Source organism: Kitasatospora sp. NPDC094028, assembly GCF_049543595.1.
Classification (GTDB): domain Bacteria; phylum Actinomycetota; class Actinomycetes; order Streptomycetales; family Streptomycetaceae; genus Kitasatospora.
Genome location: NZ_JBMVFA010000006.1, coordinates 57,079 through 70,027 on the forward strand (window position 1 = coordinate 57,079; position 12,949 = coordinate 70,027).

Sequence of the window (12,949 nt, forward strand, 5' to 3'; positions counted from 1 at the left end):
CGGAGTGGAAGGGAGCCGGATGAGGGGCAACGGGCGGGCCGCGCTGGCGGCCGGGATGCTCGCGGCGGCGGTGCTCGCGGGCGGGTGCAGCCCGGGGCCGTCCGGGTCGGACGGCGCGCGGCCCGTCGGCGGGGCCGCGGCGGCCTCGTCGGACTCGACCGGGGCGAGTGGCGGCAGGGCCGCGGCCGGGGTGACTCCGCTGCAGCCGCTGCCCACCGCCGTTCCGGCCGCGCTCGCGCCGTACTACGCGCAGCGGCTCGCCTGGCAGCCGTGCGACGGCGGGTTCGAGTGCACCACCTTCCGGGTGCCGCTGGACTACGAACGGCCCGGCGACGGGGACCTCACCCTGGCGGCGGCCCGGGCGGCATCCGTGGCGTCCGGGGCCTCCGGGATCTCCGGTACCGCAGGGGAGGTGGCCGAGGGCGGTGGCGCTGGTGGCGCTCCGGCCCGGCTGGGCTCGCTGCTGCTGAACCCCGGCGGGCCCGGCGGCTCGGCGATCGAGTACCTGGAGACCGCCGCCCGCAGCTACGACCGCGGGGTGCGCGCCCGGTACGACCTGGTCGGCCTCGACCCGCGCGGGGTGGGCCGCAGCAACCCCGTCACCTGCCTGAGCGGGGAACGGATGGACGCCTACACGGCCGTCGACCTGACCCCCTCCGACCAGCCCGGCGTCGAGGCGCTGGTGGCCGCCGACAAGGAGTTCGCCGAAGGCTGCCACCGGCACACCGGCCCCGCCCTCGGCCACCTCAGCACCGTCGAGGCCGCCCGCGACATGGACGTGCTGCGCGCCCTGCTCGGCGACGAGAAGCTGAACTTCGTCGGCAAGTCCTACGGCACCTTCCTCGGCGCCACCTACGCCGGCCTCTACCCCGGCCGGGTCGGGCGGCTGGTGCTGGACGGCGCGATGGACCCGTCCCTCGACTCCGTCACCGGCAACCGCACCCAGGCCGGCGGCTTCGAGACCGCCTGGACGGCCTTCGCCAAGGACTGCGCCACCCGCGACGACTGCCCGCTCGGCCGTGCCGAGCAGCAGATCGGCGAACAGCTCACCGCCCTGTTCGGCGCCGTCCACGCCCACCCGCTGCCCACCACCGACAACGGCCGCCGGCTCACCGAGGCGCAGGCCACCACCGGCGTCATCCAGGCCCTCTACGCCGACTTCCTCTGGCCCAAACTGCGCACCGCGCTCTCCGACGCCCGGGCGGGCGACGGCACCGGCCTGCTGAAGCTCTCCGATTCCTACTACGGACGGGAGACGGACGGCTCCTACCCCAACCTGATGTTCGCCAACACCGCCGTGAACTGCCTCGACCTGCCCGCGCCCTTCGGCGGGCCGGAGGACGTCCAGCGGGCGGTCCCGGACTTCGAACGGGCCTCGCCGCACTTCGGCCGTGACATGGCATGGATGGCGCTGGCCTGCACCTACTGGCCGGTCCGGGCCACCGGCGCGGCCCACACCATCCGCGCGGCCGGCGCCGCCCCGATCGTCGTCGTCGGCACCACCCGCGACCCGGCCACCCCGTACGCCTGGGCCCAGGCCCTGGCCGGCCAGCTGGAGTCCGGCCGCCTCCTGACCTACGACGGCGACGGCCACACCGCCTACGGCCGCCGAAGCGCCTGCGTGGACACCGCCGTCAACCGGTACCTGCTCACCGGTGAGGCACCTGAGCCTGGCAAGCGCTGCGACCGGTAGCGCGATCGGTAGCGCGATCGGTAGCGAGACCGGTAGCGCACGGGGCCGGCTGCCCCGCGGCCCGGCGCGCTCAGGCGGAGGACACGGCCAGCTTGGCGGCGAACCCGGCGAACAGCACCGCGACGCCGCTGGTCAGCGTGGCGGAGAGGCGCTTTCGGCGGCGGAACGCGCTCGCGAGCGTCGTGCCGGCGAAGATCAGGAGCGACAGGTAGAGCACGCTGAAGGTCTGCAGGATGCCGCCGAGCAGGCCGAACGAGAGCGCGGGCTGCCCGTAGGACGGGTCGACGAACTGGGTGAAGAAGGAGAGCAGGAACAGGATCGCCTTCGGGTTCAGCAGGCTGATCACCAGCGCCCGGCGGAACGGCCGCTCGCCGGCCTCCGCCACCGCCGCCTCGGCGGCCGGGCCGTCCCCGGCCCCGGCCCGGCGCTCGCGCCACAGCTGCCGGGCGGCCCGGAGCATCCCGTACCCGATCCACAGCAGGTACGCGGCCCCGCCGAACTTCACCACCGCGAACACCGCCGGGTTGGCCGCCAACAGCGAGGCGGCCCCCAGCGAGGTGAGGCTGATCAGCGTGAGGTCCCCGACGAACACCCCCGCCGCGGCCCGGTACCCCGTCCGGATCCCCTTGCGGGCGGCGACGGACAGCACGTACAGCGAGTTGGGGCCGGGCAACAGGACGATGACCAGGGCGCCGAGGACGTAGGTCGCCAGGTCGTTCACACCGAACATGGTGCACTCCGGGGTGGGGGAAGGGCGGCAGGGGGCGCTCATCGTAACGTCACACCGCCGATCGATTGAAGCGACAACCATCACCCCTTCCCGGCCCCGCTCCCGGCCCGCCACCGCCCTGGCTACGGATCACCAGCGAACCTGTGTAGACTGGCCCGCGTTGCCGACACACACGGCAACGGTGCCGCCTTAGCTCAGTTGGCCAGAGCAACGCACTCGTAATGCGTAGGTCGCGGGTTCGAATCCCGCAGGCGGCTCAGAAGGGGAAGGCCCGGTCAGATGTTCTGACCGGGCCTTTTCGTGTTCAGCTGTCCTGTGGGCGCGAGTGAGGGGCGGTGGGGCGGGTGGCGCGGGTGGTGGTGCGGGATGCGTCCGGGCGGGAGTGGGTGCTCGGGGACGGGGGCCCCGCGGTGGTGGGGGCGGGGCGGGTGCTGGTGGTGGTGCCGTCCGGGGTGGGGGCGGTGCGGCTCGACGGGCAGCGGGTGCGGGTGGCCGGGGGTTTGCTGCCGGTGGACCTCACCCGGTCGACCGGGTTCCACCGGCTGGTCGTGGAGGGGCGGGAGTACTGGTTCGGGACGGAGGACGCCAAGCTCGGGCTGGACGGGATCGAGCGGATGCTGAACCACCTGCGGACGGTGTACACCGGGGCGGGCTGGCGCGGGCAGGTGCTGTTCTCGTCGGGGGACGTGCTGCGGGACCCGCACGTGGTGTACGGGTGGCTGGACCGGCACGTGGCGGCGGTCGTGGCGGTGGCGCGGGAGATCCTGGCGCAGCCGCGGTGGGGGAGCGAGACCGGCCGGCGGACCAGCCGGGTCGGCGGGCCGGGGGTGGACGCGGCGGCGACGCACCGGCTGTTGCGGTCGGATCCGCGGCGGCTGCTGGTGGAGCTGCCGGGCCAGGGGTACCTGCCGCTGCGGGTGGTCCGGAAGGACCGCCGGGCGAGCGTGCGGACGGCGGCGAACCTGCGGCTGCTGGCCCTGCTGCGGGTGGTGGCCCGGCTGGCCGGGGAGGTGCGGGCGGCGGCCGACGACGAGGCGGTGGCGGCGCGCTGCCTGGGCTGGCAGGAGGAGGTCGGCGGGCTGCTGCGGCTGGGCGTGCTGCGGGAGTTGGGGCGGGACGGAGTGTCGGCGAACGCGCTGCACGCCGCGCGGACGACCGACGAGCTGGCCGACCGGCGGTACCGGGCGATGTACGGGCAGGCCGAGTCGCTGCGGCGCAACTTCGGCTGGCAGGCGACGCGGGAGCCGGTCAACCGGTTCGCGTACGTGGACTACGCGGACCGGATCTACCAGTCGTTCGTGGCGGTGGCGATGGCCGACGCGCTCGGCTGCGCGCCGGTGGACCCGGTGCTGGGGCGGGCGGCCGGGGCGGCCTTCCGCGGGCCGGAGTTCGACGTCCACGTCGACCGGACGCCGCCGGCGGGCGTGTTGAGGTCCTGGCGGCTGGCGAGCAGCACGCCGGACCAGCTGCGGCCGGACGTCCTGGTGCACCGCCGGGAGGACGGGGCGGTGCTGCTGCTGGACGCGAAGTACCGGGCGCGGGGGAACCGGGCGACGGAGGACTCGCGGAAGGAGGTGCTGGCGTACATGGCGAGTTACGGCCTGGAGAGCGCCGTGATCGCGTACCCGCCGGCGAGCTCCGCGTACGCGCAGGTGGCGGTCGTGGAGGGGGCCGGGCAGCGGCTGATCGAGCTGCCGGTGGCGCCCCGGGCCGGGCTGCGGGCGGAACTCGCGGCGGAGGTGCCGAAGTTGCTCGCGCACCTGGCGCCGGGGCGGTACTGAGGGCAGGCCTCAGAGGAGCGGGAGGAGCTCCTCGGGGGCGCCGTCCTTCATCCGGTCCAGCAGCCGGACGACGTGCTCGGCGCCGGTCAACCCGGCGACGGCGGCGGCCAGTTCGTCGGCGCGGGCGTGCGGGCCGCGCAGCTGCGGGACCAGCTTGTCGGCCACCGCGTCGACCAGGGCGCCGAGTTCGGACTCCTCGTCGTCGCGGTCCGCGTAGCCGACGGCCAGCGCGAGGTCACGCAGCAGGCCCATGGTGAACCAGGACCGGCCCTCGGGGCTGCCGAGCACGGCGGCGCAGATCCCCGTCAGTGCCGAACGGGTCTGCGGGGAGAGGGAGTCCGGAGTCTCGACGGTCGCGAGCCGGGCGAGCCGGATCTGGTCGAACATGCTGGCCAGGCCGTCGTCGACGCGCCGCTGGACGCGCTCGCGCTCGTCGCGGATCCGGTCCAGCGCGAGGGGGACGATGGCGTCCTCGCCCCCGGCCTCGAAGCGGTCGGCCAGCACGTTGGGCATGGTGATGACGGTGGCGCGGCGCTTGGCCGGGGCGCTGATCCTGGTCCGGGTCTCCGGCTCGTCCAGGTAGGAGTTGCAGGTGGCGAGGATGAAGGCGTCGACGGGCAGGGCCCGGTGCGTGCCGTCCGGGAGGCGGATCCGGCGCTTGGGTTCCTGGGCCGCGATCAGGACGGAGGCCAGGTAGCTCTCGATCGTCGCGAGGTTGAACTCCTCCAGGATGACCACACGGGCGTCCAACGGGCGCCCGGTGTTGAGGACTTCGGTGGCGAACTCGCGCAGCTGGGCCGTCCCGTCGAGCTGCTGGTAGCCGATGAACTCGGCCTCGTCGAAGTCCGAGCGGATCGGGATCAGGACCGGGGACGGGAGCTTGAGGTACGCGCTCATCGCCGTGGCCAGGTTGCTCGCGAAGGTCGTCTTGCCGGTGCCGGGCTGGCCGATGAGCACGACCATGTCGCCGCGCAGCCAGGCGGTCAGGACGCGGCGGACGAGGTTGGTGGGCGTGGTGAATCCCGACTCGGCTATCCGGGAGTCGAGTTCGGCGACGATGGTGTCGAGGGAAGCGGGGATCAATCCGGCCTGTTGGGTCTCGCCGGGTTCGCCCGTCCGGTCGGTCTGGTCGGTCCGGTCGGTCTCGTCGATGGAGTCGGACTCGTCGGTGTCGGCGTCGGTGTCGGTAGCGGTGTCGTCATCATCGTCGGCGTCGAGGGCGAACTCCGTCTGAGTTGCGGCCCGTTCGGTGTCGGCGAAGGCGGCGGCGAGTTCCGCGTCGGTGACCGGTCGGTCGACGGGCGGGAAGGCGGTGTACTCGGCGGTGACACCGGAGTCGAGCAGGATCGTGCCGGGGAGGTCCAGGACCTCGGGACGGAACTCCTCGTGGTACCAGGCCATCAGCTCGTCGAGGTCGGAGACGTCGCGGTGCCGACCGAACCAGATCGCCAGGTCGATCATGCGGACGGGCTTGCAGGGCTTGGCGAGGAGGTCGGCGCCGGGCGTCTCGGTGAGGGACCAGAGGTCGTCGGCCCGGCCGGAATCCTTGTCCGCCTTCTGCTGGCGGAAGATCTTGCCCCACTTGACGCCGTCCGTGCGCATCCGTTGGAGGCTGGTGTCGGGGTAGCGTTCGTTCACCCACGGCTTGGTCGCCCCCTTCCAGATCGCCCGGTAGGGGATGGTCGGGTCGGGTGCGCCGGGGAGGCGGAAGTACTCGTCGAGGAACGCCTTCTCGTTGCCGGTCCAGGTGAAGCCGTCCAGCAGCTTCTTGGTGGCGCCCTCGGCGTCCGCGCTGTCCTTGGCGGCGGTCCGCAGCATGGCGGAGAGCGTGACGACGATCAGCGGGTGGGCCTCGGCCCGGAGGCGTCCGGCGGCCTTGAGGATCAGCGGCAGGGGGAGGTACGGCACCGTCGTACTGTACCGACCCGCCGACCGGCCGTTACGGGGCCAGGTCGGTGAGCCCGGGGAGGGTGGGGTGGAGGTCGAGTTCGTCCGCCCGCAGGGCGGCCTCGGGCTTGGCGGGCCTGGGGAGGGCGGCGGCGCCGGGCATGTGGCCGATGACGAGGTCGCAGAAGGCCGGGTTGAGCTCGATGCCGACCGAGGAGCGCCCCATCTCCAGGGACACCTCCATGGTGGTGCCCCCCCCGAGGAAGGGGTCGAGGGTGACGCCGCCCTCCGGGCAGCCGGCGGCGATGCAGCGGCGGACCAGGTCGCGCGGGTAGGGGGCGTAGTGGGTGCCGCGGCCGAGGGACTTGCGGTCCGGCTCGATCGTCCAGACGTCCTCGGCGCCGTCCAGGCCCTCGCGGTCGAAGAAGTAGCGGGGGCCCTTGGAGAACAGGAAGATGTGCTCGTACTGGCGGTGCGGGCGGTCCTTGGCGGTGGGCTCGGGGAGGCTGGTGCGACGGGTCCAGATGATCGCGCTGCGGAGCGTCCAGCCGTCTTCCTGCAGGGCGAGGGCGACCCGCCACGGGATGCCGATCAGGGACTTCCGGGGGAGGCCGAGGCCGGGCCCGTCGACGGCGCGCAGGCCGGGGAGACGGCGGCTGCGGTGCTTGGCGTCGTTGCCGTGCGGCTTGCCCTTGGCGGAGTAGTACGTGTCGCCCAGGTTGAGCCAGACCGTGCCCTCCTTGGACAGCACGTGCCGCAGGCCCCGGAAGGTCTCGCGCAGGTTGGTGACGAAGCCGTCGATGGTCGCTTCCATGCCGAACTGGCCGTCGACGCCGTAGTCGCGCTGCCAGTAGTACGGCGGGGAGGTGATCACGCAGTCGACGGACTCGGCCGGCAGGTCCTGGAGGACCTTGTGGTTGTCGCCCTCGTGGACCCGCCAGAAGGCGCCGTCCGGGGCGCTGCCCGCGCCGCGCGCGGCGGGGACGCTCTCGTCGGCCCAGATCTCGGCCTTGGTGCGTGGCTCGGCCTTCGGAGTCTTCGTGCGCGCAGCCACGTGGTTCCTCATCCGGATTGTCCTGCAATGTACCGACCCATTATGGGCCAGTGAACACCACTGTAAGAGTTGTCCGACGGTGGTGGCAAGCCGCGGATGGATCTAGGCTGGCTGGTCGTGGACGCCAAGTATCTTGCGGGTGCGACCGAGATCGGCGAGGTGCTGGGCGCGGACGGCAACACCGTCAACCAGTGGAAGCGTCGCTACCCCGACTTCCCGGAACCGGTGCTCGTGCTGTCCGGACGCCCGCTCTGGGACATCCGGGAAGTCATCGGCTGGGCCCGGCGCACCGGGCGGCCGGTGGCCAAGCCGGACTACGAGGCGCCGGTGCGGCGGACGGCGGCGCGGGCGGCCGCGGCGGACCCAACGGCGCTGCCCGGGAAGGACGTTCGGCCATCCGAGGGGTGGACGAACGGTGTGGCAGAATCCCGGCTGTGACCCTTCGCCTACTGATCGCGGACGACCAGGAGATGGTTCGGCGCGGCATGCGGCGGATCCTGGAGAACCAGCCGGACATGGTGGTGGTCGGCGAGGCGGCGGACGGCGTCGCCGCCGTGGCGGAGGCCCGCCGGCTCCGGCCCGACGTCGCCCTGGTGGACATCCGGATGCCGCGCATGGACGGCCTGGAAGTCGTCCGGCTGCTGGCCGGGCCCGGCGTCGCGGAGCCCGTCAAGGTGGTCGTCGTCACCACCTTCGACCTCGACGAGTACGTGTACCCGGCGCTGCGCAACGGTGCCTCCGGGTTCCTGCTCAAGCGCTCGGGGCCGGCGCTGCTGGTCGAGGCGGTCCGGGCGGCGGCGGTGGGGGACAGCCTGATCAGCCCGTCGATCACGGTGCGGCTGCTGCGGCACGTCACGGGCGGTGGGGGGTCCTCGGGGGCGTCGGCGGGCGCCGGGACGGGTGCCGGGACGGGTGACGGGTCGAGCGGTCGTCCGGGGCCGGCCGAGCGGCTCACCGGGCGGGAGGTGGAGATCGCCGGGAAGGTCGCGGAGGGCCTGACCAATGCCGACATCGCCGGGGAACTGTTCATCTCGGCCGGCACGGTGAAGACCCACGTCGCCAGCATCCAGCGGAAGTTGGGCGTGCGGAACCGGGTCGGGATCGCCGTACGGGCCTTCGAGCTGGGCTACGCGGCCGGCCGCCCGGTCGGCTGACTGCCCTGCCGGGCCCGGCAGTTGGACCGTTCGGGGTCGCACCGCCGGGCCGGCGCCGCCTAGGCTCGGCGCATGCAGACCGTACCGGGACCGCCCGACTCCCGCCGTCGCCGCACTTTCTGCGCCGTGGCGGGGGTGCTGGTCGCGGCGCCGGCGGCGCTCGCCGTGACGGCCACCGCGTGGATCGTGGCCCTGGCCGCCGTCGCGGCGCTGGCGGTCGCGGTGCTGCGCCGGCCGTTCGGGGCAGGCTCCCCGGTCCTGGCGGCCGGGCTGGTCGCGGCCGCCTCGCTCACGGTGGACGCCGGCTTCCCCGGGCCGCGCGGACTCGCGCTGCTGTGGCTGCCGTTCGAGTTCGCGGCGCTGCTGGTGCTGGTCGCCCGGGTGGTACGGCTGGCGCCGGCCCGGCAGGCGGCGCTGGTCGGCTCGGCGCTGACCCTCGCGGTGACGGTCCTGCCGCTGCGCTTCGCCCTGCACCCGCCGGGGCCCGCCCTCGGGCCTGCGGTGGTCGGCGTCGCGGGCGCCGTGTTCCCGGCCGCGGGGGCGGTCGGCGTCGGGCTGTACCTGCGGGCGCTCGACGACCGGCGGGGCCGGGCCGTCCGGCGGGCCCGGCGGGAGCAGCGGCTCGAAGTGGCCCGCGACCTGCACGACTTCGTCGCCCACGAGGTGACCGGGATCCTGCTGGAGGTGCAGGCCGCGCAGCTCGGGCCGTACGACGAGCGGGAGATGGGGGAGCTGCTGGTGCGGCTGGAGGCGGCCGGGCTGCGGGCGCTGGACTCGATGGACCACACCTTGCGGTCCTTGCGCGGGTTGGAGGGCGGGCCCGGGGAGTCGGGCGGCGGGCCGGAGGGCGGGCCGGAGGGCGGGCCGGAGGGGGCGGTCGTCGCCGGGCCGCCGCCGACCCGGACCCACGGGCTCGCCGACCTGCCGGAGCTGTTGGGCCGCTTCCTGGCGACCCGGTCGGCCGGGGCGGCCGGCGAGGTCGGGGAGGTCGGGGCGGTTGGGGCGGTCGAGGGCGGGCTCGACCTGGAGCCCGGGTTGGCCGGGACGGCGCCGCGCGAGCTCGAGGACGCGGCCTACCGGATCGTCCTGGAGGCGCTGACCAACGTCCGGCGGCACGCCCCGGACACCGGGCGGTTGGCGGTCGAGGTGGTCCGCACCGAGGGGCCCGCGCTGCGGGTCACCGTGACGGACGGCGGACGGCGTGCGGGCTCCGGGCGGCTCGGTGGACTGCTCCCGCGCCGTGACGGCGGGGGCGGCACCGGGCTGGCCGCGCTGGGCGAGCGGGTCGACGCGCTCGGCGGGCGGCTGGAGGCCGGGCCGCACGGCGGGGGGTGGCGGGTGCGCGGCGAACTGCCGCTGCGGCGGGAGCGGGTCGGGCTGGTCCGGCGGGGCTGAGGCCGCGGGCTCTGCCCCGGGGTGCCGTGCGGAGGCGCGCGGGCGGAGCAGCGTGGGCGAAGGGGCGCGTGCCGTGGGCGCGCGCCCTGCCGAAAGGCACAGGTCAGAGGGCGAGAAAGTCCCCGGATATCTGCCGAACGGCAGATGGCGGCCGGGCGCGGATCGGGGAGGCTTCCGAGCGTGCCCAACGCCAACGCCAATGCCCTGGAGGTGCCCGGTGTTCACCCGTCGCCGCGCCGTACCCGCCCTGCTCGCCCTCGTCGTGGCCCTCCTCGTCCCGCTGACCGGCTGCGCCAACGCGGCCGACGCCGAACCCGAGGACCGGACCTTCGAGTTCACCGGCAAGAGCCTGAACGTCAGGTCGCACGGCATCCCGACCGACCTGGTGCCGGCCGAGCGCAAGGACGTCAAGGTCACCCGCTGGTTCGACAAGGACGGCCGGATCGGCGACACCCACGAGGTCTGGGAGTTACAGGGCGACGTCCTCGAACTCCGGGCCGGGTGCAATGGCCTGGCCAACTGCGACGCCAGGTTCCGGGTCGAGGTCCCCAAGGGCGTCGCGGTGCGGCGCGACGGCCGTGAGACGGACCTCAAGGGCTGAAACCGACGACGGCTCCTGCTGGGAAGGGCGGAGGCAATGCTCGAACTGATCGATGTCACCAAGGTCTACAAGGGCGGCAAGCGGGCCGTCGACGGCATGACGATGCACCTCGCGCCAGGAATGCTGGGCCTGCTCGGCCCCAACGGCGCCGGGAAGTCCTCGCTGATGCGCATCGTGTCGACGGTGACCCGACCCACCAGCGGCCAGGTCCGTTACCGGGGCGCCGACGTGGTCGCCGAACCCGACCGGCTGCGCACGGAACTCGGCTACCTGCCACAGGACTTCGGGGTCTACCCGAATCTGACCTCGCGGGAGTTCCTGGCCTACCTGGCGGCCGCCAAGGGGCTCGGCGCCCGCTCCGCCCGGGCCCGGATCGACGAACTGCTCCACCTGGTCAACCTGACCGAGGCGGTGAAGCGTCCGCTCGGCACGTACTCGGGCGGGATGCTCCGCCGGGTCGGCATCGCCCAGGCCCTGCTGGCCGACCCCCGGGTGATCGTGGTCGACGAGCCGACCGCCGGACTGGACCCGGAGGAGCGGGTGCGCTTCCGCAACCTGCTCAGCGGACTCGCGGCCGACCGGGTGGTGATGCTCTCCACCCACATCGTCTCCGACGTCGAGTCCGTCGCCTCCGACATCGCCGTGGTCGCGCGGGGGCGGCTGCTGCGGCGGGGCGCGCCCGAGGACCTGCTCCGGGAGGCCGAGGGGCGGGTCTGGGAGGCCGTGGTCGCCCCGGCCGCCGTCCCGGCGGTGCAGGAGCGGTACGTGGTCAGCCGGATGGTGCGGACGGCGGACGGCGTGCGGCTGCGGCTGCTCGCGTCCGACCCGCCGGCGCCCGACGCCGTCACGGTGCCGCCCGACCTGGAGGACGCCTACCTGAGTGTCATCCACGGTTTCGGAGAGCGGAGTTCGGAGCAGCCGCAGGCGGATCGGGGGGTGGTGCGGCGATGACGGTGCGACTGCTCGTGGGCCTGGCGGTCGGCGACTTCCGGGACCGGGTGCGCCGCCCGGCGTACGCGGTGACCCTGCTGGCGGCGGTCGGCCTCGGCTATCTGGCGGTGCCGGACGCCGGCAGCCGGTGGGTGATCATGGACGTGGGCGGCTACCGGGGGGTCTACAACAGCCCCTACGTCGGGGTGGTCACCGCCTTGGCCGGCGCGCTCTGGCTCACCTTCGGCGGCTTCTACGTGGTGCGCAGCGGCATCGCCCGGGACGAGACCGCCGGGGTCGGCCAGATCCTGGCCGCCACCCGGATACGCAGCTCCGCGTACCTGCTGTCCAAGTTCCTGAGCAACCTGCTGGTGCTCGCCTCGATGCTGGGCGTGCTGGCGGTGACCGCGCTGCTGATGCAGCTGGCCCGGGGCGAGGACCGCTCGGTCGACCCGGTCGCCCTGGTCGAGCCGTTCTTGGTGCTCGCACTGCCGCTGATGGCGGTCACCGCGGCGGTGGCGATCCTGTTCGAGACGGTGCCGCTGCTGCGGGCTGGCCTCGGGAACGTGCTCTGGTTCGGGCTGGCGCTCGTCCTGTCGATCGGTGGGCAGTCCGCGGCCGCGCCGCTGGGCGGGCTGGGCGTCGGGGAGGTCTCGCGGTCGATGGCGGCGGCCTTGGGGGCCCAGCACCTGCAGGCCGGGGACGGCGGCTTCAGCCTGGGGCTGACCGAGGTGGCCGAGCCGCTGGGCAGCTTCGCCTGGAGCGGCTTCACCCCGTCCGTGGGGTTCCTGCTCGGTCGGGCGGTGCTGGTGCTGCTGGCGGTGGCGGTGGCGGTGCTGCCGGCGCTCTGGTTCGGTCGCTTCGATCCGGCGCGGGCGACGGCGGCGTCGGTGTCAGCGTCGGTGCCGGTGCCGGTGCCGGTGCCGGTGTCAGCGTCGGTGCCGGCCTCGGACTCGGCGCGGGGGCCGGAATCGCCCGCCCCCGCCCCCGCCCCCGCCTCCGCCCCCGCCCCCGCCGGCGCGGGGTGGGCGGAGCCCGGTGGTGCGCCGGTGGCCCTGCCGCGGACGGAGGCGCGTCAGGCCGGGGCGTTCGGCCGACTGTTGGCGGGCGAGGTCCGGATCCTGGTGCAGGGGGTCTCGCGGTGGTGGTGGCTGGTCGCCGCCGGGCTGGTGGTGGCCGGGTTCGCGCTGCCGCTCGGGACCGTGACCGGGCTTCTGCTGCCCGTGGCGTGGCTGTGGCCGGTGCTGATCTGGTCCCGGCTGGGCAGCCAGCAGGTCGAGAACGGCCTGGAGGTGCTGCTCGGCGCCTACCCCTCGGCCCGGCGCCGGCTGCTGGCCGAGTGGGCGTCCGGGGTGGTGCTGACCGCGGTGGTGGGTCTCGCTCCGCTGGCGCGGATGCTGGCGTCGGGGGACGGCGCGGGGACGGCCTGCTGGTTCGGCGGGGCGGTGTTCATACCCTCGCTGGCCATGGTGCTGGGCGTGCTGAGCCGGACCCACCGGGTGTTCCAGGCGGTCTACCTGCCGATCTGGTACGTGCTGGTCAACAACGTGGCCGCGCTGGACTTCATGGGGGCGGTGCGCCGGGACGGAAGCCCGGCCGGGCCGAGCCCACTGCTGGTCGCGGGCCTGGCGGCGGCGATGCTCGCGGTGGCGTTCCTGGTCGGCTCCGCCCGGCGGAACGTCAAGGGATGAAGGAGCGAGGAGGTGAGCGGGTGAGCGGGTGAA

At 74.3% G+C, this 12,949-nt stretch carries 11 protein-coding genes and 1 tRNA gene; 9 read left to right on the forward strand and 3 right to left on the reverse strand.

What is annotated here, in order from left to right:
- Positions 1-19: 19 nt before the first annotated feature.
- On the forward strand, positions 20-1,693 hold the full coding sequence (locus ACPC54_RS11975) for an alpha/beta hydrolase (RefSeq protein ID WP_498963936.1): 1,674 nt from the start codon (positions 20-22) through the stop codon (positions 1,691-1,693).
- 70 nt (positions 1,694-1,763) lie between these two features.
- Here the strand turns inward: ACPC54_RS11975 and leuE are convergent, their stop codons facing one another.
- Complete coding sequence (gene leuE / locus ACPC54_RS11980) at positions 1,764-2,423, reverse strand: leucine efflux protein LeuE (RefSeq protein WP_498963938.1); 660 nt, start codon at positions 2,421-2,423, stop codon at positions 1,764-1,766.
- Positions 2,424-2,606: 183 nt separating this feature from the next.
- On the opposite strand from leuE, the gene ACPC54_RS11985 reads away from it, so the two are divergent.
- Both ACPC54_RS11985 and ACPC54_RS11990 read left to right on the forward strand, forming a co-directional pair.
- Positions 2,607-2,680: transfer RNA gene (locus ACPC54_RS11985), tRNA-Thr, on the forward strand.
- A gap of 96 nt (positions 2,681-2,776) precedes the next feature.
- On the forward strand, positions 2,777-4,204 hold the full coding sequence (locus ACPC54_RS11990; protein ID WP_498963940.1) for a hypothetical protein: 1,428 nt from the start codon (positions 2,777-2,779) through the stop codon (positions 4,202-4,204).
- Between the two features lie 9 nt (positions 4,205-4,213).
- On the opposite strand, the gene ACPC54_RS11995 is transcribed toward ACPC54_RS11990, so the two are convergent.
- Both ACPC54_RS11995 and ACPC54_RS12000 read right to left on the reverse strand, forming a co-directional pair.
- A complete protein-coding gene (locus tag ACPC54_RS11995; RefSeq protein ID WP_498963942.1) occupies positions 4,214-6,112 on the reverse strand; it encodes an AAA family ATPase in 1,899 nt (632 codons plus the stop codon).
- A gap of 31 nt (positions 6,113-6,143) precedes the next feature.
- Positions 6,144-7,145 (reverse strand): DNA-methyltransferase, encoded by a 1,002-nt coding sequence (locus ACPC54_RS12000; RefSeq protein WP_498963944.1) that lies wholly within the window; start codon positions 7,143-7,145, stop codon positions 6,144-6,146.
- Between the two features lie 117 nt (positions 7,146-7,262).
- Between ACPC54_RS12000 and ACPC54_RS12005 the strand changes: the two genes are divergently transcribed.
- From ACPC54_RS12005 to ACPC54_RS12030, 6 genes are all read left to right on the forward strand, one after another.
- Positions 7,263-7,583: a hypothetical protein gene (locus tag ACPC54_RS12005; RefSeq protein ID WP_498963946.1), complete on the forward strand. Its 321-nt coding sequence runs from the start codon at positions 7,263-7,265 to the stop codon at positions 7,581-7,583.
- A complete protein-coding gene (locus tag ACPC54_RS12010; protein ID WP_498963948.1) occupies positions 7,580-8,299 on the forward strand; it encodes a response regulator in 720 nt (239 codons plus the stop codon). The genes ACPC54_RS12005 and ACPC54_RS12010 overlap by 4 nt, the downstream gene beginning before the upstream one ends.
- 72 nt (positions 8,300-8,371) lie before the next feature.
- Positions 8,372-9,694 carry a sensor histidine kinase gene (locus ACPC54_RS12015; protein WP_498963950.1) on the forward strand — a complete coding sequence of 441 codons (1,323 nt, stop codon included), beginning with the start codon at positions 8,372-8,374 and terminating at the stop codon, positions 9,692-9,694.
- A 217-nt stretch (positions 9,695-9,911) separates the two neighbouring features.
- Positions 9,912-10,295, forward strand: a complete 384-nt coding sequence (locus ACPC54_RS12020) for a hypothetical protein (protein ID WP_498963952.1) — start codon at positions 9,912-9,914, stop codon at positions 10,293-10,295.
- Positions 10,296-10,331: 36 nt separating this feature from the next.
- Positions 10,332-11,246, forward strand: a complete 915-nt coding sequence (locus tag ACPC54_RS12025; protein ID WP_498963954.1) for an ABC transporter ATP-binding protein — start codon at positions 10,332-10,334, stop codon at positions 11,244-11,246.
- A complete protein-coding gene (locus ACPC54_RS12030) occupies positions 11,243-12,916 on the forward strand; it encodes an ABC transporter permease (protein ID WP_498963956.1) in 1,674 nt (557 codons plus the stop codon). The genes ACPC54_RS12025 and ACPC54_RS12030 overlap by 4 nt, the downstream gene beginning before the upstream one ends.
- Positions 12,917-12,949 lie beyond the last annotated feature (33 nt).

Bases quoted from the DNA above. Each gene is read 5' to 3' on its own strand.
- ACPC54_RS11975 (WP_498963936.1), top strand. From the start codon at position 20: ATGAGGGGCAACGGGCGGGCCGCGCTGGCGGCCGGGATGCTCGCGGCG.
- ACPC54_RS12025 (WP_498963954.1), top strand. From the start codon at position 10,332: ATGCTCGAACTGATCGATGTCACCAAGGTCTACAAGGGCGGCAAGCGG.
- ACPC54_RS12015 (WP_498963950.1), top strand. From the start codon at position 8,372: ATGCAGACCGTACCGGGACCGCCCGACTCCCGCCGTCGCCGCACTTTC.
- ACPC54_RS12030 (WP_498963956.1), top strand. From the start codon at position 11,243: ATGACGGTGCGACTGCTCGTGGGCCTGGCGGTCGGCGACTTCCGGGAC.
- leuE (WP_498963938.1), bottom strand. From the start codon at position 2,423: ATGTTCGGTGTGAACGACCTGGCGACCTACGTCCTCGGCGCCCTGGTC.